At 70.8% G+C, this 18,852-nt stretch carries 16 protein-coding genes; 7 read left to right on the top strand and 9 right to left on the bottom strand.

The window, feature by feature from the left end; translation table 11 throughout:
* Nucleotides 1-20: 20 nt before the first annotated feature.
* The 3 genes from ITJ57_RS03340 to ITJ57_RS03350 are packed head-to-tail and all read right to left on the bottom strand — an operon-like array spanning nucleotide 21 to nucleotide 2,335.
* Nucleotides 21-1,271, bottom strand: coding sequence for a type II toxin-antitoxin system HipA family toxin (locus ITJ57_RS03340; protein WP_194668839.1), 1,251 nt, complete (start codon nucleotides 1,269-1,271; stop codon nucleotides 21-23).
* Complete coding sequence (locus ITJ57_RS03345; RefSeq protein WP_228506459.1) at nucleotides 1,268-1,657, bottom strand: helix-turn-helix domain-containing protein; 390 nt, start codon at nucleotides 1,655-1,657, stop codon at nucleotides 1,268-1,270. The genes ITJ57_RS03340 and ITJ57_RS03345 overlap by 4 nt, the downstream gene beginning before the upstream one ends.
* Before the next feature lie 30 nt (nucleotides 1,658-1,687).
* Nucleotides 1,688-2,335 (bottom strand): pyridoxal 5'-phosphate synthase, encoded by a 648-nt coding sequence (locus ITJ57_RS03350; protein ID WP_194668840.1) that lies wholly within the window; start codon nucleotides 2,333-2,335, stop codon nucleotides 1,688-1,690.
* Nucleotides 2,336-2,479: 144 nt separating this feature from the next.
* Here ITJ57_RS03350 and ITJ57_RS03355 point away from each other — a divergent pair, with 144 nt between their 5' ends.
* Entirely contained in the window at nucleotides 2,480-3,337 is an 858-nt protein-coding gene (locus tag ITJ57_RS03355) for an alpha/beta fold hydrolase (protein ID WP_194668841.1), read from the top strand.
* Between the two features lie 129 nt (nucleotides 3,338-3,466).
* Here ITJ57_RS03355 and ITJ57_RS03360 read toward each other — a convergent pair whose 3' ends face one another.
* Entirely contained in the window at nucleotides 3,467-4,966 is a 1,500-nt protein-coding gene (locus ITJ57_RS03360; RefSeq protein WP_194668842.1) for a CdaR family transcriptional regulator, read from the bottom strand.
* A 73-nt stretch (nucleotides 4,967-5,039) separates the two neighbouring features.
* Between ITJ57_RS03360 and ITJ57_RS03365 the strand changes: the two genes are divergently transcribed.
* The 6 genes from ITJ57_RS03365 (at nucleotide 5,040) to ITJ57_RS03390 (ending at nucleotide 13,165) form a co-directional block, all read left to right on the top strand.
* A complete protein-coding gene (locus ITJ57_RS03365; protein WP_194668843.1) occupies nucleotides 5,040-6,179 on the top strand; it encodes a DUF917 domain-containing protein in 1,140 nt (379 codons plus the stop codon).
* Nucleotides 6,176-7,780 (top strand): hydantoinase/oxoprolinase N-terminal domain-containing protein, encoded by a 1,605-nt coding sequence (locus tag ITJ57_RS03370; protein WP_194668844.1) that lies wholly within the window; start codon nucleotides 6,176-6,178, stop codon nucleotides 7,778-7,780. Before ITJ57_RS03365 ends, ITJ57_RS03370 begins: the two co-directional genes overlap by 4 nt.
* A 130-nt stretch (nucleotides 7,781-7,910) precedes the next feature.
* Nucleotides 7,911-9,497, top strand: a complete 1,587-nt coding sequence (locus ITJ57_RS03375) for an ABC transporter substrate-binding protein (protein WP_194668845.1) — start codon at nucleotides 7,911-7,913, stop codon at nucleotides 9,495-9,497.
* Nucleotides 9,498-9,499: 2 nt separating this feature from the next.
* Nucleotides 9,500-10,552 carry an ABC transporter permease gene (locus ITJ57_RS03380; protein WP_194668846.1) on the top strand — a complete coding sequence of 351 codons (1,053 nt, stop codon included), beginning with the start codon at nucleotides 9,500-9,502 and terminating at the stop codon, nucleotides 10,550-10,552.
* A 4-nt stretch (nucleotides 10,553-10,556) separates the two neighbouring features.
* On the top strand, nucleotides 10,557-12,380 hold the full coding sequence (locus ITJ57_RS03385) for a dipeptide/oligopeptide/nickel ABC transporter permease/ATP-binding protein (RefSeq protein WP_194668847.1): 1,824 nt from the start codon (nucleotides 10,557-10,559) through the stop codon (nucleotides 12,378-12,380).
* Nucleotides 12,377-13,165, top strand: coding sequence for an ABC transporter ATP-binding protein (locus ITJ57_RS03390; protein ID WP_194668848.1), 789 nt, complete (start codon nucleotides 12,377-12,379; stop codon nucleotides 13,163-13,165). Before ITJ57_RS03385 ends, ITJ57_RS03390 begins: the two co-directional genes overlap by 4 nt.
* 45 nt (nucleotides 13,166-13,210) lie before the next feature.
* On the opposite strand, the gene ITJ57_RS03395 is transcribed toward ITJ57_RS03390, so the two are convergent.
* The 5 genes from ITJ57_RS03395 to ITJ57_RS03415 all read right to left on the bottom strand — a co-directional run bounded on the left by ITJ57_RS03395 (nucleotide 13,211) and on the right by ITJ57_RS03415 (nucleotide 18,674).
* Entirely contained in the window at nucleotides 13,211-14,572 is a 1,362-nt protein-coding gene (locus ITJ57_RS03395; protein ID WP_194668849.1) for an MFS transporter, read from the bottom strand.
* Between the two features lie 141 nt (nucleotides 14,573-14,713).
* Nucleotides 14,714-15,712, bottom strand: coding sequence for an ABC transporter substrate-binding protein (locus ITJ57_RS03400; protein WP_194668850.1), 999 nt, complete (start codon nucleotides 15,710-15,712; stop codon nucleotides 14,714-14,716).
* A gap of 60 nt (nucleotides 15,713-15,772) precedes the next feature.
* A complete protein-coding gene (locus ITJ57_RS03405) occupies nucleotides 15,773-16,615 on the bottom strand; it encodes an ABC transporter ATP-binding protein (protein ID WP_228506461.1) in 843 nt (280 codons plus the stop codon).
* A complete protein-coding gene (locus ITJ57_RS03410) occupies nucleotides 16,612-17,667 on the bottom strand; it encodes a FecCD family ABC transporter permease (protein WP_370582168.1) in 1,056 nt (351 codons plus the stop codon). The genes ITJ57_RS03405 and ITJ57_RS03410 overlap by 4 nt, the downstream gene beginning before the upstream one ends.
* Entirely contained in the window at nucleotides 17,664-18,674 is a 1,011-nt protein-coding gene (locus tag ITJ57_RS03415) for an iron ABC transporter permease (protein WP_194668851.1), read from the bottom strand. Before ITJ57_RS03415 ends, ITJ57_RS03410 begins: the two co-directional genes overlap by 4 nt.
* Nucleotides 18,675-18,852: the final 178 nt, after the last annotated feature.

Here is an 18,852-nt window from a genome sequence, read left to right on the forward strand (position 1 = left end):
TCGGTGACCGGCGCCTCCGGTCACCGAGCCTGTATCTCCAACGCGCGACGCCGGTTGTCACCGTCGAACGCACGCTCGGCGACGACCGCGGCCTCAGGCGAGATGCCGTAACCGATCGCGACCGTCCGCCAGTCCATCGTGCGCTCCGCTGTGTCGCGGATGATCGAAGCGGCGGCCGTCGCCGAGAGGCGGAACGCGTCGTGCACCTCGCAGAGTTCGCGGATGTCACGACCGTATCGTTCGCCTCCTTCGGTGATGGGAGTGGCTTCCACCCGGTCGGGGCGCTTGTTCGGTTCCAGGTCGTAGACGGGTGACAGCTTCCAGCCGGTGTGTTGCCGGAGGAATCCGTGGTTCCGGAAATGGTCGTCCACGTTGCCGATGAGCAGGCTGAGCGCGACTCGTCGGAACAGTTCGGCGAGATCCACTCGCGGGGTCGGACTGGCGAATGCGACTGCCTCGGCCAGGTGGACGTACGACAGGGGCTGGTTCTCCGGTTTCGTCGTGAGCGAGTGAGCACTGAGATACCCGATGCGCTGCTCGCCGATGCGGTCGAACCGTTTGGTGAGCAGGATCGACCGGCCCTCGGCGATCCGTTCCAGCTCGAAGTCCGGTGTCTCGACACCCGACTGACGCGCGAGCGCGAGTGCGGTCGCCTCCCAGGCCATCGGGTCGGAGTATTCGGTGTCGCGAGCGAACTTCGCCATCCAGAGTGCGTCGTGATGACGGACGACCGCCTTCGGTCGCGCTCCTCCGGCACTGGTCCCTGCCTCGATCAGCACCGCGAGCTCATCGTCGGACTCGGTGCCCGTCTCGAATGCCCGTGCTGCTGCGAGGATCCGGGGCAGGTCGTGCACCTGGGCCACGGGATGGGTGCGTCGCCCGAGGAACGTGCCTTCCACCGCGAAACGTAAGGCGCCCTGACGGGTCTCGTCGTTCACGTGCAGCAGGTAGTCCAGACCGCTTCGCGCCTGCGTTCCGGCGCGGATGATCCGACGCCCCCAGCTGTCGGGCATGGCGTCGCCGAGTGCGCCGAGCGCTTCGCGGCCGGACCATGCGCGGAGCGGACCAGCGCTTCGGGGCATGTCGGGCGACAGGTCGTAGCCGCGTGGCTCGAGGAGGAACGAGTCCGCGTATCGGAAGACGATGCCCGGCGCGGCCGACCCCGGGAGCCCGTCGGTCGCCACCCGGCCAGCCGGGACTTCGACTCCGTCTGGCAGGACGATGCTCACGTTCGCCTCGACCAGGTGGTCGGGCGCCAGGTCGACGGTCATCGTTGATCGTCTGCGGGCGTCGGTGCAGGAATCCGGACGCGCTCGACGCCAGCTCGAGCGAAGTTCCGCGAGCCGAAATCACTCGCCAGAGGATCTGATGCGTCGACGACCTGGGACAGGATCCCGACAGCTCGGAGTGCTGCGAACAGGTTCTCGGAGGAGGTCGACCGTCCGTTCTCGATGGCGCGCAGCGTGTCCCGCGAAATGCCGGCGCGCTCAGCGACGATGTCCGCCGTCAGGCCGACGATCTTGCGCCAGGCTCGGACGTTCGATCCGAGACGGACCATCTCCCGACTCAGACCTGGACCGGCGGCCATGATGGCGTCTTCTCGATAATGGCGATCATGTTCGTCATTATATGCGTTAATGGCGGAAATGCTCTCCATACGGAGAGACGGCCGGTGGTCGCCTCCCCGTTACGGCTGCAGGCGGTCGACGACCCAGCCGCCGTCGGCCGCGAGGTAGCGGAGGCGCCGGTGCATGCGGTCGCGGCTGGCGTGCCAGAACTCGACCATGTCGGGGACGAGCCGGTAGCCGACCCACGTGGCCGGTCGCGGCACGTCGTCACCCGAACGCTCGAGGAGCTCGTTCGCCTGGGCGATGAGCGCGTCGAGCGTCTCCTCCGGGCCGTCGGCGAACGGCGTCGACTGGTGCGCGACCGCTGTGGCGGCCCGGGACTTCGGTGAGCGGTCGGCGAACAGCGCGTCCGACTCCTCGTCGCTCAACCGCTCGACCCGGCCCTCGAAGCGGAGCTGCTGCATCGTCTCGCGCCAGTACACCTGCAGGGCTGCGCTCGGGTTCTCCGCCAACTGCCCGCCCTTGCGACTCTCGGTCGAGGTGCCGAACACGAGGCCGCGGTCGTCGATCGTCTTCACGTCCACGGTCCGCGCGCTGACCACGCCGACGGCGGTTGCAGTGGCGAGGGTCATCGAACGGGGCTCGCTCACCTCGCGCTCCACGGCCGAGGCCAACCACGCCTGGGCGAGCGGCATCGGCTCGGTCGGCGGGGTCTCGAACTCGGGCAGGTGCAGGGAGTCGTCTCCGGAGAGGGGTTCAGCGCTCATGGCGCGAGCCTACCCGCGCCGCTCGGGCTCCGGAGCCTTGGGTGCCCGGCACAGTCCCCGCTTGAAGCGTGGTGCACCGACACATGGTGCGGGCTCGGGGCGCGGGTTAGCCTCGGAGCCGATCACGAGGAGAGTGGGCACCGCATGCCGTACACCGACACCGACGACGTCTCGATCTACTACGAGGTCGAGGGTGACCCCGCCGACCCGGTGATCGTGCTCATCGCCGGTGGTGGCGCGCAGATGATCGCGTGGCGCCCCGAATTCCGCGCGATGCTCGTGGACGAGGGCTTCCGGGCGGTGTGGTTCGACAACCGCGACGTCGGGTTCTCCCAGCGCTTCGGCGGCGAACACGACGTCGACGGCGGCTACTCGCTCGGCGACATGGGTGACGACGTCCTCCGTGTGCTCGACCACCTCGGGGTCGCAGCGGCGCACCTCGTCGGCCACTCGATGGGCGGGATGATGGCGCAGATGGTCGCCCTCGAGCACCCCGAGCGCGTGCTGAGCCTCGGCCTGTTGTCGACGATCCCCGGCCAGGACCCGCGCTACATCCTGCACGGCGAGCGGCCGGAACTGCTCGTCGACCCCGTCCGGTACAGCCGCGAGGAGTCCGTCGCCGCCATGGCCGAGCTGGCCGCACCCGTCCCCGGCGCCCGCTACCAGCCGGACACCGCGTGGGAGGTGTGGGCCACGGGCGAGGCGTACGACCGCGGCTACGCGCCGGAGGGCTTCAGTCGGCAGTGGGCGGCCCTGCGCCGCGCGCCCGAGCGACTCGACCGGTTGCGCGAGGTCACCGTGCCCACCCTCGTGCTCCACGGACGCGAGGACGACGTGCTGCACTGGAGCTCGGCCGTGGACATCGCCGAAGCCATGCCGGCAGCCGAACTCCACGTCCTGCCCGATATGGGGCACCTCATCCCGGCGGGGGTGTGGCCGACGCTCGCCGCGGGCATCGTGCGCGTGGCGCGGCACGCAGAGAAGGTTTCGTCCGGTCATTGAGCTTGTCGGAATGCAGGGACCGGGGCTGCCCTTCGACAAGCTCAGGGGCCGTGCGGGGCGGGACAGGGACCGGGGTTGCCCTTCGACACGCTCAGGGGCCGTGCGGGGCGGGACAGGGACCGGGGTTTCCTACGGCATGCCGATGAGGCGCACCCGACAGGCGAGCTCGGCCGCGAAACGCACGTCGGGATCCGCGAGGTCGAGCTCGAGCGACTGCTCGATGCGGCGGATCCGGTAGTTCACCGCGTTCGGGTGGAGGTTCAGCTCGGCGCCCGCACGCACGAGCGAGTTCCGATGACTGAGGTAGGCGAGGAGCGTGCGGACCGCGATCGCCGCGCGCTCCGGCCCGAGGTCGTCGAGTGGCGACAGGATGTCGTCGAGCAGCGTCCGGCTGAGCGGTGACGCGTAGAAGTCGAGGAGCACCCGGCGCAGCCCGGTGACGTCGGTCGCCTCCATCGTGCCGAACCGCCCACCCGCGATCGCCGCCTCCGCAGCGACCCTGGCCTCCGTCGCCGACTGCCGCAGCCCCGCGGCCCCGCTCTGCGGCGTGCCGAGGCCGACGGTGAACGTCCACTCCGGCCCGGCCACCGACGAGGCGTGCGCGACGATGCGCTCCATGACGTCGCGGAGCCGCCGCTGGTGGTCCGGTGCCCCGAGCTCCTCCGAGGCGATGACGACGATCTCGTCGCGACGCATGGCCAGGTGCCACTGCTCGTCGCGTTGGTCGACGAGCTGCAGGGCGAACAGTTCCACGGATGGGGCGAGCACCGTCGGCGCACGGCGGTCCGGGTCGCTCACGTGCTTCGGCGTCAACCACGCGACCGCATGCGACAGCTGCAGGGGGAGGCCGGCGCGCACGGCGTCCATCGCGAAACCGTCGATGCGGGAGGACTCCGCGAAGATCAACTCGATGATGAGCTCCGCCCGGGAGCGCACCGACCCGAACCGGCCGTGGAGCTCGCGTTGCAGCGCCCGCGACAACACCGAGGCGATGACGGGGAGCGCGATGGCGGCGGCCGGGTCGTCGCGTTCGGCGTGCACCCGGCCGATGGGGATCTCGCCGATGCACACGGCGTCGGGTTCGAGCCAGCTCGCACCGGCGTCCTCGACGAGGGTGACCGGGACGCCGAGCGTGGTGCTCGCGACCTCGAGGATCGCCTCGCGGACCCCGACACCGGAGGCCTGCTCCGTCTCGGCCGCCGAGGCGGCGATCACGCGCTGGATCGCGAACTCGGCGCGCGACATAGCCTCCTCCGCCCCGCCGCGGATGGTGCGGTCCATGAGCACGGCGAGGTCGGATGCGATGCCCTGGCTCATGATGACGGGCAGGCCGCCGCGCCCCGCGAGCGCACGCGAGGTCTCGGCGATGGGGAACTCGCCGACGAACACGAGCGCCGCACACCCCGCCGCGATGGCCCGGCGGATGGCGATGTCCACCTGGTAGGGCCGGGGGACGGCACCGTCCGGGGTGGTGACGACGGCGATGGCGTGCTCGGTCGCGTCATTGAGCTCGTCGAGGGCGAGGATCTCCACACCGGTGACGAGGACGTCGGCCGGTGAGCCGGCGACGCAGCGAGCGCCGAGATGTTCGGCTTGGAGGATGACGTCGGCGACGGTGACTTGGGCCATGAGCACATTCTGCCCCGATTGTGTGGGCTGCGGGAACATTGTCGTGATTCCGACCCCTGCCTACGCTCGGTACATGTCAACGAACCACCCCGCCGCGCGGTCCGCGGCGTCGGCCACCCCGGTCACGAGCATCACCCTGGCCGACGTGCCCGCCCTCGCGGCCGGTTGCGCCGTCTTCGGCACCGGTGGCGGCGGCGCGGTGCAGACCCCGCAGCTCGGCGTCGAGATCGCGCTCGAGCAGTACGGCCCGGTGCCGGTCAAACAGGTCGCCGACCTCGACGAGCACGACGTCGTCGTCGCGATGTCCGGCATCGGCGCCCCCTCTGTGGGCTTCGAGATGCTCGCGGCGACCGGGCAGGCCGAGATCATCGTCGAGGAGATCCAGCGGCTCACCGGCAAGCGCATCACGACGATCATGGCGACGGAGATCGGCGGCAGCAACGGCGTCGGTCCGGTCGGGTGGGCGGCGAGCCTCGGTCTGAGCATCCTCGACGCCGACGGCATGGGCCGCGCGTTCCCTGAGGCGCCGATGACGGCGATGAACGTCGCGAACCTCCCGCCCGGGTACGCCGTCCTCAGCGACGTGATCGGCAACGTCTCGATCCTGCGGCCCGTCAGCCTGTCGTGGCTCGAGCGTCACGCCCGCGCCCTCACGGTCGCGAGCGGCGCCATCTCGATCGGCGCGAACTACGTCATGGACCGCGACACCATCCGCGGCGCCGTCATCGAGGGCAGCGTGAGCCGGGCCGTGCAGGTCGGGCGACGGCTGCTCACGGCCACCGACCCGGTCGAGGCGCTCACCGACGAACTCGGAGCCGCGCTCATCACCGGCGGCAAGGTCGTCGACATCGAACGGCGCACCGAGGGCGGCTTCACCCGCGGTTCCGTGACGGTCGAGGGCATCGGCGAGCACCGAGGTCGCCTCACCCGGGTGGAGATCCAGAACGAGAACCTCGTGGTCATGGAGGACGGCGCGGTCATCGTGAGCGTGCCCGACCTCGTGACGATCGTCGACTCGGAGACGGGCGACGCGATCTCGACCGAGATGCTGCGCTTCGGCCAGCGGGTGAGCGTGCTCGCCTGGGCGTGCGACCCGCTGTGGCGGACACCGCGCGGCCTCGAACTCGCCGGCCCCCGGGCGTTCGGCTACGACCTCGACTACGAACCGTTCGGCACGACGAGTGCGGCCGAGACCCTGGGAGCGACCCGATGAACGCCGGCACCAGCACCGTCACGGACACCTCGGGCGAACTCGCCATCGGCATCGACGTCGGCGGGACCAACACCGACGCCGTCGCGCTCGCAGGCGACGGCGAGGTCGTCTCGTGGACGAAGCAGCCGACCACCCGCGACGTCACCGGCGGCATCCGCGCCGCCCTCGCCGACGTCCTGGAGCAACTGGGCGACGCCCGTGGCCTCGTGACGCGCGTCATGCTCGGCACGACCCACGCGACGAACGCGATCGTCAACCGCCGTGACCTCGGTCGGGTCGTCGTCATCAGGTTGGGCTCGCCCGCCGCCACCTCGCTCCCGCCCCTCGCCGGGTGGCCGCGGGAGCTGCGCGACGTGGTCCTCGCCGGCAGCGTCCTCGCGGGCGGCGGCCACCTCGTCGACGGCTACCCGATCGCACCGCTCGACCGCGACCTCATCCGGCGCGAACTCGACGCCCTGGCCGGCACCTTCGACGCGGTCGCCGTCTGCGGCATCTTCAGCCCGTCCTTCCCCGAGCAGGAGCTCGAGGTCGAGGCGCTCGTCCAGGACCACGTCGGGGTCGACGTCCCGGTGTCGCTCAGCCACGAGATCGGCGCGCTCGGGCTCCTTGAGCGGGAGAACGCGACCGTCCTGAACGCCGCCCTCTACGCCGTCGCCCGCGACGTCACGGCCGCCCTCACCACGGTCGTCGCCGAGGAGCAGCTCGACGCGACCACCTACTTCGCCCAGAACGACGGCACGCTCATGGCCGTCGAGTACGCGGCACGCTACCCGGTCCTGACGATCGGCTCGGGCCCGGCGAACTCCATCCGCGGTGCCGCGTTCCTCTCGGGTGCCGACAACGCGATCATCATCGACGTCGGTGGCACCACGAGCGACCTCGGCGTGCTCGTCGACCGCTTCCCCCGCGAGTCGACCCTGCCGCGCGAGGTCGGCGGCGTGCGCACGAACTTCCGCATGCCCGACATCCTGAGCGTCGGTCTCGGCGGTGGCACGATCGTCGACACCGCGACGGGCGTCCCGCGGCACGACTCGGTCGGCTACCGGCTCACCGAGGAGGCCCTGCTCTTCGGCGGCTCCACCCCGACGCTCACCGACGCCGCATCGCTCCAGTTCGGCATCGCCGACCGGGAGCTGCCGCCGCTCGACCGCGCGACCCGCCAGGCGCTCGAACACGCCCTCGGGGTCGCCCACGAACGCATCGAATCCGCCGTGGAACGCATGTCGCTCGGTCGCACGGGCCTCCCGCTCGTCGTGGTCGGTGGTGGCGGCTTCCTCGTGCCGGACTCGGTCCTCGGAGCGAGCGAGGTGCTCCGCCCCGCGCGCGGCAACGTCGCCAACGCGGTCGGCGCGGCCATCGCGCTCGCCGGCGGGCGTTCCGACCAGCTCTGCGACTTCGCCGACCGCGCAGCCGCCATCGAGGAGGCAGGACGCTCCGCGATCGAGAAGGCGATCCAGGCCGGCGCAGACCCGCGCACGGTCGAGATCGTCGACGTGCTCGAGACCCCCGTCTCGTACGCGACCCGTCCCACCCTCAAGGTCTCCGTGAAGGCGGCGGGTCCGCTCGCCAGGATCGGGACCGCGACGAGACAACCCGTCTGACGGGCAGCACCAGCCGATTCCCCGCACCACCGCACCGGGCACCACGCATCACAGCCATTCCAGCACCGCACCTCACCCCATCTGATCCGGCCACCCGCGCACCACGGCCACCGAGTACGAAGGATCCAGCATGAACAGCAAGCAGAAAGCCGCGGCGGCCCTCGCCACCGCGGCGCTCACCGCGGTGGCCCTCACCGCGTGTACCTCCTCGCAATCCTCGGATTCCTCCGGCGAGTACGTCTCCGGCGGCACCTTCGTCACCGCGATGAGTGGCGACCCCGGCAGCCTCGTCCCCATGACGGGGATCAGCCTCGAGGCCCGCGAGATCATCAGCTTCCACTACGAATCGCTCGTGTACGTCGACGCCGACGGCGAGCTCGTCCCGTGGCTGGCCGAGAGCTGGGAGGAGGACGCCACCTCCATCACGTACACGCTGAAGGACGGCATCACCTGCGCCGACGGCACCCCGTTCACCGCTGAGACGGCCGCGGCGAACATCACCTACAACGCCGACCCGGCCAACGCGACCTTCTACTACGGTGCGCAGGTCTCCGAGCGGATGACCGCGACCGCCGACGGCAACCAGCTCACCGTCACGAGCACGACGCCCGACCCGTTCATCCTCGCCAACACCGGCACCGTGGAAATGGTCTGCCAGGCCGGCCTCGACGACCCGGACTCCCTCGTCGAGACGATGAACGGAACCGGCCTCTTCGCGCTGGACAAGGCGACGCCCGGCTCCAGCTACACCTTCACGAAGCGTGACGACTACACCTGGGGTCCAGGGGATGTCACGAGCGACACCAAGGGCCTGCCCGACACCTTCGAGGTCCGGGTCGTCACCGACCCGGGGACTGCGGCGAACCTGCTGCTCTCCGGCGACGTGAACGCCGCGAGCATCGGCGGTGCCGACCAGGACCGCGTCGAGGCCGCCGGTCTCGGCAGCGAGGGCGTGCGCAACCCGATCGGCGAGATGCTCTTCAACGAGCGCCCGGAACGCCCCACCTCCGACCCGCTCGTCCGTGAGGCCCTCGTCACCGCGATCGACCGCGAGCAGGTCGGCGAGGTCGTCACCGACGGCACCGCCGAGGAGTCCAAGTCGCTCGTCGTGAAGAGCCCGTACCTCTGCGTCGCGGACGGCCCGCAGTGGACGCTCCCCGAGACCGACGTCGAGAAGTCCGGCGAACTGCTCGACGAGGCCGGCTGGACGCTCGGCTCCGACGGCAAGCGCTCGAAGGACGGCGAGCCGCTGACGATCAAGTTCATCTACGACGCGGCGACCCCGAGCCACGCGGCAGCGGCCGAGCTCGTGCAGCAGACCTGGGACGAGCTGGGCGTCACGACGGAGCTCTCGGGCAACGACGCGAACGCCTGGTCCGAGCAGCTGTTCTCGACCTTCGACTGGGACACCGGCTTCGTCCAGATCGCCCCGGGCGGACCGGTCATCGTGAACACCTTCTTCGGTGGCGAGACCCCCGACAAGGGCGGCAACAACTTCATGTTCGTCGACAACCCCGAGTACGAGGCCCTGGCCGAGCAGGCCAAGACGGCCTCACCTGAGGAGACCTGCGACCTGTGGCAGCAGGCCGAGGCGAAGCTCATCGAGCGGACGGACGTGTTCCCCATCGCCGACGCGCAGGACTTCCTGTACCTGAACGGCGCCGAGGTCGAGCGTCCGAACTTCATCCGCCCGACGAGCATCCGGATGGTCGGCTGATCATGGCGATCCCCTCGACCGTGACCACCGGACAGGCCACCGACCAGGCCACGGGCCCCGGCGGCCCGGCGGTCGCGCGTCGAGGGGGTCGTGGTGTCCTCGGCGGACTCTCGCCGCGGACGTCCTTCATCCTCCGACGACTGGGCCGGGTGCTCGTCTCCCTCGCCATCGTCATCGTCGCGACGTTCCTCATCGTGCAGCTCGTGCCGGGCGACCCGGTGCGGGCGGCACTCGGGAACAGCGCGACCCCCGAGCTCGTGGAGCGCACCAGGGCCGACCTCGGCCTGAACGTGCCGGTCCCGGAGCAGTTCGTCAACTACGTCAGCGGCCTGTTCCGCGGCGACTTCGGCACGGCGATCGGCTCGCAGCGTCCGGTCGCCGACACGATCGCGCAACGCTTCCCGGTGACCCTCACCCTCGCGGTCGCGTCCTTCCTCCTCGCGGCGATCGGCGCCTTCCCCATCGGTGTCGCCACCGCGGTGTCCTCGCGGACCGGCCGTCGCCGCCTCGCCGACCTCGGGGTCTCCGGGCTCCTCGGGGTCCTCATCGCTATCCCGAGCCTGCTGCTCGCCGTCGGTCTCATCGCCGTGTTCAGCATCGGGCTCAAGGTGCTGCCGGCGGCCGGTTGGGGCTCGTTCGACCAGGCGATCCTGCCGGTGGTCGCGCTCGCCGTCGGCCCCATGGCCTACCTGGCGCGCATCGTGCACGTCGAGATGCTCGCGGTCCTCGAGATGCCGTACATGACGACGGCCCGCAGCAAACGGCTACCGACCCACCTCGTCTACCTGCGGCACGCGCTGCCGAACATGGTGACGTCGACGCTCACGATCGGCGGCATCATCCTCACGGGCATGGTCGCCGGCACCGTGCTCATCGAGACGGTGTTCGCGATCCCCGGCCTCGGCACGAGCATCGTGTCGTCGATCACGTCGAAGGACTACCCGATGATCCAGGGCATCGTGCTCGTGTACGCGATGCTCGTCCTCGGCCTCAACCTCCTCATCGACGTCGCGCTCGCGACGATCGATCCGCGCTCGTCGATCACGGAGGGCTGAGCCCATGAGCACACCCACCCGCACCCGTCGCTCGCCGCTGCTCGACCGCCTCCGCACCCCGCGCGGGCTGACCGGCGCCCTCGGAGCGCTCCTCATCATCGCGGTCGCGGTCGTCGCCCCGAGCGTGTGGGGGACGGCGGCCGACACGACCTCCGTCGCCGACCGCCTCGCCACCGCGAGCCTCGCCCACCCCTTCGGCACCGACGAGCTCGGTCGCGACGTGTTCGCGCGGGTCATGGTCGCGACGCGGGTGTCCGTGCTGCTGACGCTCGGCGCGACGGCGATCTCCGTCGTCGGCGGCGTGCTGCTCGGCGCCGTCGCGACGGTGCTGCCGCGCCCGCTGCGTCGCCTCGTCACGGCGCTCATCGACATCCTCCTGTCGTTCCCGTGGCTGCTGATGGCGCTGTTCTTCTCCGTCATCTGGGGTGCCAGCGCGACCGGGGCGATGCTCGCCGTCGGCTTCGCCGGCGTGCCGACCTTTGCACGCCTCACCTACACGCTCGCCTCCTCGCTCATCGGCCGCGACTACGTGAAGGCCGCGCGCATCGCCGGCGTCGGCCAGGCCGAGGTGCTCGTCCGGCACGTGATGCCGAACATGCTGCCGCCGATGCTCGTGAACGCGGCCGTCTCGGCCTCCGGCACACTCCTCGCGTTCGCCGGCCTGTCCTTCCTCGGCCTCGGTGTGCAGGCACCCGAGTACGACTGGGGTCGCCTGCTCGGCCTCGGCATCGCCCGCATCTACGGCAACCCGATGGCCGCGATCGGCCCCGGCATCGCGCTCGTCGTGTGCGGCGTCATCTTCACCCAGCTCGGCGAGCTCTGGAACGAGTCGTCGAAGCGGCTGCTCGGCCTGCCGGCGCCCGCCAGACGACGCGGCTCGCGTGCTGCGGCCGAGGCCGCCACGGCCGCCGTCCCCACCGAGGAGGCGCCGGTCGTCGAGGTCCGCGACCTCCGCGTCGCGTTCCCCGACCGCGACGGCCGGCTCGTCGAGCGCGTCCACGGGATCAGCCTCACGATCATGCCCGGCGAGGTCGTCGGCGTCGTCGGGGAGTCCGGATCCGGCAAGTCGGTGAGCGCGATGGCGATCGCCGCCCTGCTCGGACCGGACTCGTCGGTGCAGGCGTCTGAACTGACGTTCCGCGGGATCGACATGACCGCACCCCTCACCGCGGGGGAGCGCAGCCGCCTGGGCCTCGAACTCGCGATGGTCTTCCAGGACCCGCTCACCTCGTTGAACCCCTCGCTCACCATCGGCAAGCAGCTCCGCGAGACCGTCGAGGTCCACGAGGGCCTGTCGACGGCCGAAGCGACGAAGCGGGCCGAGGCCGCGCTCGAGTCGGTGCGCATCCCGCTCCCCGCGAAACGGCTCAAGCAGTTCCCGCACGAACTGTCCGGCGGCATGCGCCAGCGGGCCATGATCGGGATGGGCCTGATGGGACGCCCCAAGCTGCTCATCGCCGACGAGCCCACGACGGCACTCGACGTGACCGTGCAACGGCAGGTCCTCCGGGTGCTCCACGAGGCACAGGTCCAGACCGGCGCCGCGATCCTGCTCATCTCGCACGACATCGCCCTCGTGAGCGGCTTCTGCGACCGCATCCTCGTCATGAAGGACGGCCGCATCGTCGAGTCCCTCGACGCCGACCGCCTCCACGAGGCCCGCCACCCGTACACCCAGGGGCTCATCGCCTGCGTACCGGACATGACCTCGGACCGCACCATGCCGCTCCCGGTCATCGGCGAGTCGTTCCTGGTCCCTGCCCTTCGACAGGCTCAGGAACCGTTTGTCGAAGGGCCCATCACCACCACCGAAGGGCAGCGCGCATGACCGGTCTCGAGTTCTCCGGCCTCACCGTCCGCTACGGCCACGGCGCTTCGGCGCACACGGCGGTCGACGGCTTCGACCTCACGGTCCGGCCCGGCACCTCCCACGGGCTCGTCGGGGAGTCGGGCTCCGGGAAGTCGACCGTCGCGGCGGCCGCCGTCGGCCTCGTCCTCCCGACGGCCGGGAGCATCCGCCTGAACGGCGCCGACATCGTCGGACGCTCCGCCGCCGCTCGTCGGGCCCGCCGCCGCGTGCAGCTCGTCTTCCAAGACCCGTACTCCGCACTCGACCCGCGCATGCCGATCGGCCTGTCGATCGCCGAGGGCTCCCGCGCCACCGGGCGCTCCTGGAGTCGCGCGGAGCAGCGGTCACGCGTCGGCGAGCTCCTCGAACGGGTGCAGATCGACCCGGACCGGGCCTCGGAGCTGCCGTCCGCCTTCTCGGGCGGTCAGCGGCAGCGCATCACGATCGCCCGAGCGCTCGCCGCCGAACCCGAGGTGCTCATCGCGGACGAGATCACCTCGGCACTCGACGTCTCGGTGCAGGGCATCGTCCTCAACCTGCTGCGCGAGCTGCAGCGCGAACTCGACCTCACGGTGCTGTTCATCTCCCACAACCTCGCCGTCGTCAACTACATGTGCGACTCGGTGAGCGTCATGCAGGCCGGCCGGGTGGTGGAGGCGGGCCCGACCTCGACGGTCCTCGCCGCACCGGAGGACGCGTACACCCGTGAGCTCCTGGCCTCCGTGCCCGTGATGGGCCGCCGCATGACCTGGGACGAGGAGTAGCGGCCCGGCCGTCGGGCCGGGCCGCTCCTGTCGTCAGCTCTCAGGTCAGCCCCGCTGCTTGCGCGGCAGGGTCTCCGGGAGGAACGCGATGCCGACGATGCCGATCGCACTGAGCACGAGCAGGTAGGCGGCCACGAGCCACGGGGCTCCGCCGCTCGCGGCGACGAGGGCCGTGGCGACGAGGGGGACAGTGCCGCCGACGAGCGCCGCTGGGATCTCGCGGGAGAGCGCGATGCCGCTCCAGCGCATCGACGTCGGGAAGATCTCCGCGAGCAGTGCCCCTGAGGTGCCGATCGTGGAGCCCTGGATGACCGCCAGGCCGAGGATCAGGCCGAGCGCGACGACGACCGACTGTTCCGTGTTGTAGAGCAGGAACATCGGGAACGCGTACAGGACGCCGAAGATCGCAGCGCCCATCAGGACGGGCTTCCGGCCGATGCGGTCGGCGAGGCGGCCGAAGAGCAGCGCCGTCGGGATGGTGAGGACCTCGGCGACGATGAGGCCGATGAGCGCCTCCGTCGGGTTCACCGTCAGGGTGCCCGTGACGTACGACAGCGAGAACACCTGCACCACGTAGACCCACGGCAGCGCGAACGCGAACAGCGCCATCCCGCAGATGATCACGCGCCAGTGCGAGCGGATCGCGCCGACGAGCGGTGCGGAGCTGGTCGAACCGCGCTCCTCGGCACTCTCGAAGGCCTTCGTCTCTTTCACCCGCAGGCGGAAGTAGAGCGCGAAGGCGACGATGACGACGCTCGCGAGGAACGGGAGGCGCCAGCCCCAGCTCTGGAACTGCTCGGTCGGCAGCGCGCTCACCACGGCGAACACGGTCGTCGCGAGGGCCATGCCGACGTAGACGGAGGCGCCGGGGAAGGAGGCTGCGAACGCGCGGTGCTTCACGTCGGCGGACTCGCTCGCCATCGTGATCGCGCCGGCGAACTCGGCACCCGATCCCATGCCCTGGAAGATCCGCAGGACGATGAGGAGGATCGGCGCCCAGATGCCGATGGTCTCGGCGGTGGGCAGCAGCCCGATGAACGTCGTCGCGACGCCCATGAAGAGCAGCGTGATGAGGAGCGTGGGTTTGCGACCGAGCTTGTCGCCGTAGTGGGCGAAGATGAGCCCGCCGATGGGGCGTGCACCGAAGCCGACCGCGAAGCCGGCGAACGCCCCGAGCAGCCCGGCGAGGTCGCCGGCGCCCGGGAAGAACAGTGGGGCGAACACGAGTGCCGACGCCAGACCGTAGAGGGTGAAGTCGTACCACTCGATGACCGTGCCGACGGAGCTGGCGAGGATGGCCCGCCGGCGCTGCACCCGGGAGTCGAGCCCGTCGCGATCGATGTCGCTCTGTCCTCGGGCGGTGTCCGTTCCGCGGGGGGCGCTCTCGCGCGCGCTGTCGATGGCCATGGCACTCCTTCGTGTTGGGCGCACCGGGACGGCCCGGACGCCTGAAGAGGCTACCGGCTGCCATGAGGACCGCCCATGTGCCCTCGACACACTCCGATGGGGCTTCGGTGCGTCGAGGTCACATGGGCGGAACGGTCGGGGTTACAGCGCCTTCGACTCGCGGAGGACGCCGGCGAGCTTCTCCATCTGCTTCGCCTGCGAGGTGTAGTCGAGGGCGGCGGTGTTCCAGGAGTGGATCTGACCGGCGACGAGGGCCGGGTGCGAGGCGAAGGTCGCCTGCGCCTCGAGGTCGCTCTGCTGGAAGCCCTCGACGTTGACGAGGAGGACGTCACCGGTCATCATCTGGGCCGCGTTCTCCCAGCTGTAGATGTCCCAGTAGTAGTAGCCGTCCGGGTTCGCGTTCGTGTACTTCACGCCGAGTTCGCTGTAGAGCTCGGTCTCCGGCTCGTCCTGCGGCTTCACGACGTAGACACCGTCGGCGTCCGCGTACATCTGCGTGACTTCGAGGTCGGTCTCCTTCGCGGCGGCGGTCAGGTCGGCGGCAGCGGCGTCGTACCGCTCCTTGGCTGCGGCGATGGTGTCGTCGTCGGCTCCGAGCGCCTCGGACAGCTTGTTGAGCGAGGCGATGACGTCGGCGCCCTTGCCGCCGACCTTGATGGCGACGACCGGTGCGATCTTCTCGAGCTGCTCCTGCTGCTCGACGTCGGCGACCCCGTAGTACGGGCCCTTGAGGTCGAGGGTGCCCTCGCGGTCGGTCGGGTAGAGGCCGGTCACGATGAGGTCGGGAGCGGCCTCGGCGAGGGCTTCCAGGTCGATCTCGCCGTAGCTGTTGCCGACGATCGCGGTGTCGCCGAGGTCGTAGTCCGCGAAGCGCGGGTCGGTCGCCACGTCGACGCGTCCGAAGACCGCGACGGGGTCGACGCCGTTGCCGTGCAGGCCGAGCGCGTAGTCGGCGAAGCTCGCGATGCGTTCCGGCTGCTTGTCGAGCTTGACGGTGGTGCCGGTGTCGTCGGTGTAGCTCCAGGCGCCGCTGTTGTCGGCGTCGGATGCGGCGGAGGGGGAGCAGCCGGCGAGGCCGACCAGGGCGAGCGCCGGCACGAGCACGAGTGCGGCGCGGCGGAGGCGTGAGGAGATCGTCATAATACTTAGGGTAGCCGAACCTAAGTTACAAAACGATATCGGAATCCCTGCTCGCCGGGATCACCCGGCGTCGAGGGCGATCGCGTCGTCGGGGTCGACGGGCACGATGAGGGGGGAACCGCTGCTCGGGTCGGGGATGACGATCGCGTCGAGGTCGAACGCCTCCCGGAGGACGGCCGGGGTGAGGACTTCCCAGGGGGTGCCGTCGGCGATGATCCGACCGCCGCCCACGACGACGAGGCGGTCGGAGTACCGGCCGGCGAGCGTGAGGTCGTGCAGGACCATGACGACGGTGGCGCCACGTTCGCGGTTGATCGACCGCACGAGCCGCAGCACGTCCAGCTGGTGGCTGAGGTCGAGGAAGGTCGTCGGCTCGTCGAGCAGGATGGTCGGTGCCCGCTGCGCGAGGACCAGGGCGATCCACGCGCGCTGGAGCTGCCCGCCGGACAGTGAGGCGGTGTCGCGGTCGGCGAGCGTCTCGAGGCCGGTGGCGGCGAGGGCCTCGTCGACGGCGATCGTGTCGGCGGGCGTCCACGGCTTGAGCAGGCTCTGGTGCGGGTGCCGCCCGCGGGAGACGAGGTCGCGGACGGTCGTCGCGGACGGCGTCAGCGGCTTCTGCGGGAGGATCGCCAGCCGGCGCGCGACCTCGCGGGTCGGGATCGAGCGCACGGCACGTCCGTCGAGCTCGACGGTCCCGGCCGTCGGCGTGAGGAGCCGACCGAACGCCTTCAGCAGGGTCGACTTGCCGCACCCGTTCGCGCCGATGAGGGTCGTGACCTGCCCGGACTCAATGCGGAGGTCGAGCTGCTCGAACACCACCGTCTGCTCGTAGGCGAGCGAGACGCCGCGGGCCTCGAGGGCGGGGGCCGGGTGCTGGTTCGTGGTCATGACGGGCTTGGTCATGCGGTGGTCTCCCGTTCCTTGCGGCGCGTCAGCAACCAGATGAGATAGGGCGCGCCGACGATCGCGGTGATGATGCCCACCGGGATCTCACCCGGCAGGACGCCACGGACGAGCGCGTCGCCGCCCGTCACGATGACAGCGCCGAGCAGCGCCGAGGCGAGCAGCGGCGGACGGCCGGTGCGGGCGATCCGGCGGGCGAGTTGCGGTGCGACGAAGGCGACGAACTCGATCGGCCCCGCAGCCGACACGGCCGCGGCGACGAGCAGGACCGCGCACGCGATGACGATGATCCGGTGCCGTTGGACGGCGACGCCGAGGCCGGTCGACAGCTCGTCGCCGAGCTGGCTGATGTCGAGGCTGCTCGTCTGCAGGACCGCGATCGGGGTGAGGATGACGAGCGCGACGAGCACCGGCCACACGCTCGACCACGAGATGCCCGAGAGGCTGCCGACGAGCCACTGCGCGGCGGCCGCCGCTTCGGTGATCTGCGCGCGGGCGATGAGGTAACTCGTGATGCCACCGAGGGTCGCGGTGGCGCCGATGCCGATGAGGATCAGTCGGAAGCTGTCCACCCCGCCGCGCCAGGACAGCGCGTAGACGGCGGCGGAAGTGACGAGCGCGCCGATCGCGGCCATGGCGGGTAGGCCGAGACTGAGCGCGCCGGCACCGACGGAGTAGCTGCCGCCGACGAGGACGATCGCGGCCACGGCCCCGAGCGCGGCACCGGAGGTGACGCCGAGGATGTCCGGGGTGGCGAGTGGGTTGCGGGCGAAGGTCTGGGTGAGCGCCCCGGCGAGGCCGAGGGCGGCGCCGACGAGCAGGCCGCCGACGACGCGGGGGAGGCGGAGTTCGAAGACGATGAGCTCCTGCCCACCGGTCCCGCCGCCGAGCAGGGTGGTGATGACGTCGGGGATCGTCAGCGAGGAGGATCCCGCGACGATGCCGAGGAGCGCGAACACCAGCGCGACGACGAGGCAGACGCTCGTGACGACGACGACCCGACCGCGCCACAGGCGGCCGAACACCCGGCTCCCCTCCTGACCGACGCTCACAGCTCGGCCATCCGTCCGCGCCGCACGATCATGATGAAGGCCGCGCCACCGATGACGGTGAGGACGACGCCCACGGGCACCTCGGCCGTGCCGCCGATCAGGCGTCCGATCACGTCGCAGGCCAGGAGCACGCTCGCCCCGACGAGTCCCGACGCGGCGAGGAGCCAGCCGTGATGCCCGCCGACGAGGGTCCGGGCGATGTGGGGAGCCGTCAGTCCGACGAAGGCGATCGGTCCGGTCAGCGCGACGGCCGCCGCCGTGAGCAGGGTGATCGCCGCGAGCCCGACGAGGCGTGCCCGGAGGAGGTTCTCGCCGAGTCCGTTCGCGAGTTCGGTCCCGAGCGCCAGGGCGTTCAAGGATCGCACGTTCGCGATAGCGAACACGAGGCCGAGCCCGGCGAAGACGAGCGCCGCGTCGACACCGGTGAGCGACCGCCCGGAGAGCGAGCCGACCACCCAGATGCGGTAGGCCGCGAGCGTCGTCTCGTCCGACAGCACCAGGTAGGAGGTGAGGGCGACGAGCAGGGCCGAGACGGCGGTGCCGGCGATCGCGAGCGGCACGGGGCTCGAGAGTCCGCGGCCGAGTGCGGCGACGGAGAACACGACGACGCTGGCGACGGTGGCACCGAGCAAGGCCAGCCAGAGGGTGGTGACCACCGAGCTCGTGCCGAGGACGTAGACCCCGACGACGACGGCGAGGCTCGCCCCGGCCGAGACGCCGAAGAGGCCGGGGTCGGCGAGCGGGTTCCGGGTCTGCCCCTGCATGACCGCCCCGGCGATCCCGAGGCACGTGCCGACGAGGATCCCGAGCACGGTCCGTGGCACCCGCGAGCCCCAGACGACGGCACCGGTGTCCTGGGCCGGGTCGAACAGGGCGGTGACGACCGCCACCGGGCTGATGAGGTTGCTGCCGAGCATGAGGCTCGCGAGGGCGATCACGAGCAGGGCGGCTCCGAGGGAGCCGACGGCGAGCGCGCGTCTCGATCGGAGGAGGGTCGCGCTGCGCATGAAGTAAGCCTAGCCTCACCTATCCTCGTCGTCGTGCACGGGCGCCTGGTATCGGACGGAGCCCGGCACGCGACGGAGTCGCGGCCCATGGAAGTCGGGCGCACGTGTGCGGTTCACACATGGGTCGATCCTCCAGCGCCCGATACCGTTGATGGAGACGGATGCAGCACGGCGAAGG

This window comes from Plantibacter sp. VKM Ac-2880 (assembly GCF_015351235.1).
In the GTDB taxonomy this organism is placed as follows: Bacteria; Actinomycetota; Actinomycetes; order Actinomycetales; family Microbacteriaceae; genus Plantibacter.

Coding starts and splice junctions, on each gene's coding strand:
- ITJ57_RS03365 (WP_194668843.1), top strand. CDS start 5,040: ATGTCAACGAACCACCCCGCCGCGCGGTCCGCGGCGTCGGCCACCCCG.
- ITJ57_RS03380 (WP_194668846.1), top strand. CDS start 9,500: ATGGCGATCCCCTCGACCGTGACCACCGGACAGGCCACCGACCAGGCC.
- ITJ57_RS03405 (WP_228506461.1), bottom strand. CDS start 16,615: ATGACCAAGCCCGTCATGACCACGAACCAGCACCCGGCCCCCGCCCTC.
- ITJ57_RS03340 (WP_194668839.1), bottom strand. CDS start 1,271: ATGACCGTCGACCTGGCGCCCGACCACCTGGTCGAGGCGAACGTGAGC.
- ITJ57_RS03385 (WP_194668847.1), top strand. CDS start 10,557: ATGAGCACACCCACCCGCACCCGTCGCTCGCCGCTGCTCGACCGCCTC.
- ITJ57_RS03390 (WP_194668848.1), top strand. CDS start 12,377: ATGACCGGTCTCGAGTTCTCCGGCCTCACCGTCCGCTACGGCCACGGC.
- ITJ57_RS03345 (WP_228506459.1), bottom strand. CDS start 1,657: ATGGAGAGCATTTCCGCCATTAACGCATATAATGACGAACATGATCGC.
- ITJ57_RS03375 (WP_194668845.1), top strand. CDS start 7,911: ATGAACAGCAAGCAGAAAGCCGCGGCGGCCCTCGCCACCGCGGCGCTC.
- ITJ57_RS03350 (WP_194668840.1), bottom strand. CDS start 2,335: ATGAGCGCTGAACCCCTCTCCGGAGACGACTCCCTGCACCTGCCCGAG.
- ITJ57_RS03355 (WP_194668841.1), top strand. CDS start 2,480: ATGCCGTACACCGACACCGACGACGTCTCGATCTACTACGAGGTCGAG.
- ITJ57_RS03370 (WP_194668844.1), top strand. CDS start 6,176: ATGAACGCCGGCACCAGCACCGTCACGGACACCTCGGGCGAACTCGCC.
- ITJ57_RS03400 (WP_194668850.1), bottom strand. CDS start 15,712: ATGACGATCTCCTCACGCCTCCGCCGCGCCGCACTCGTGCTCGTGCCG.
- ITJ57_RS03360 (WP_194668842.1), bottom strand. CDS start 4,966: ATGGCCCAAGTCACCGTCGCCGACGTCATCCTCCAAGCCGAACATCTC.
- ITJ57_RS03415 (WP_194668851.1), bottom strand. CDS start 18,674: ATGCGCAGCGCGACCCTCCTCCGATCGAGACGCGCGCTCGCCGTCGGC.
- ITJ57_RS03395 (WP_194668849.1), bottom strand. CDS start 14,572: ATGGCCATCGACAGCGCGCGCGAGAGCGCCCCCCGCGGAACGGACACC.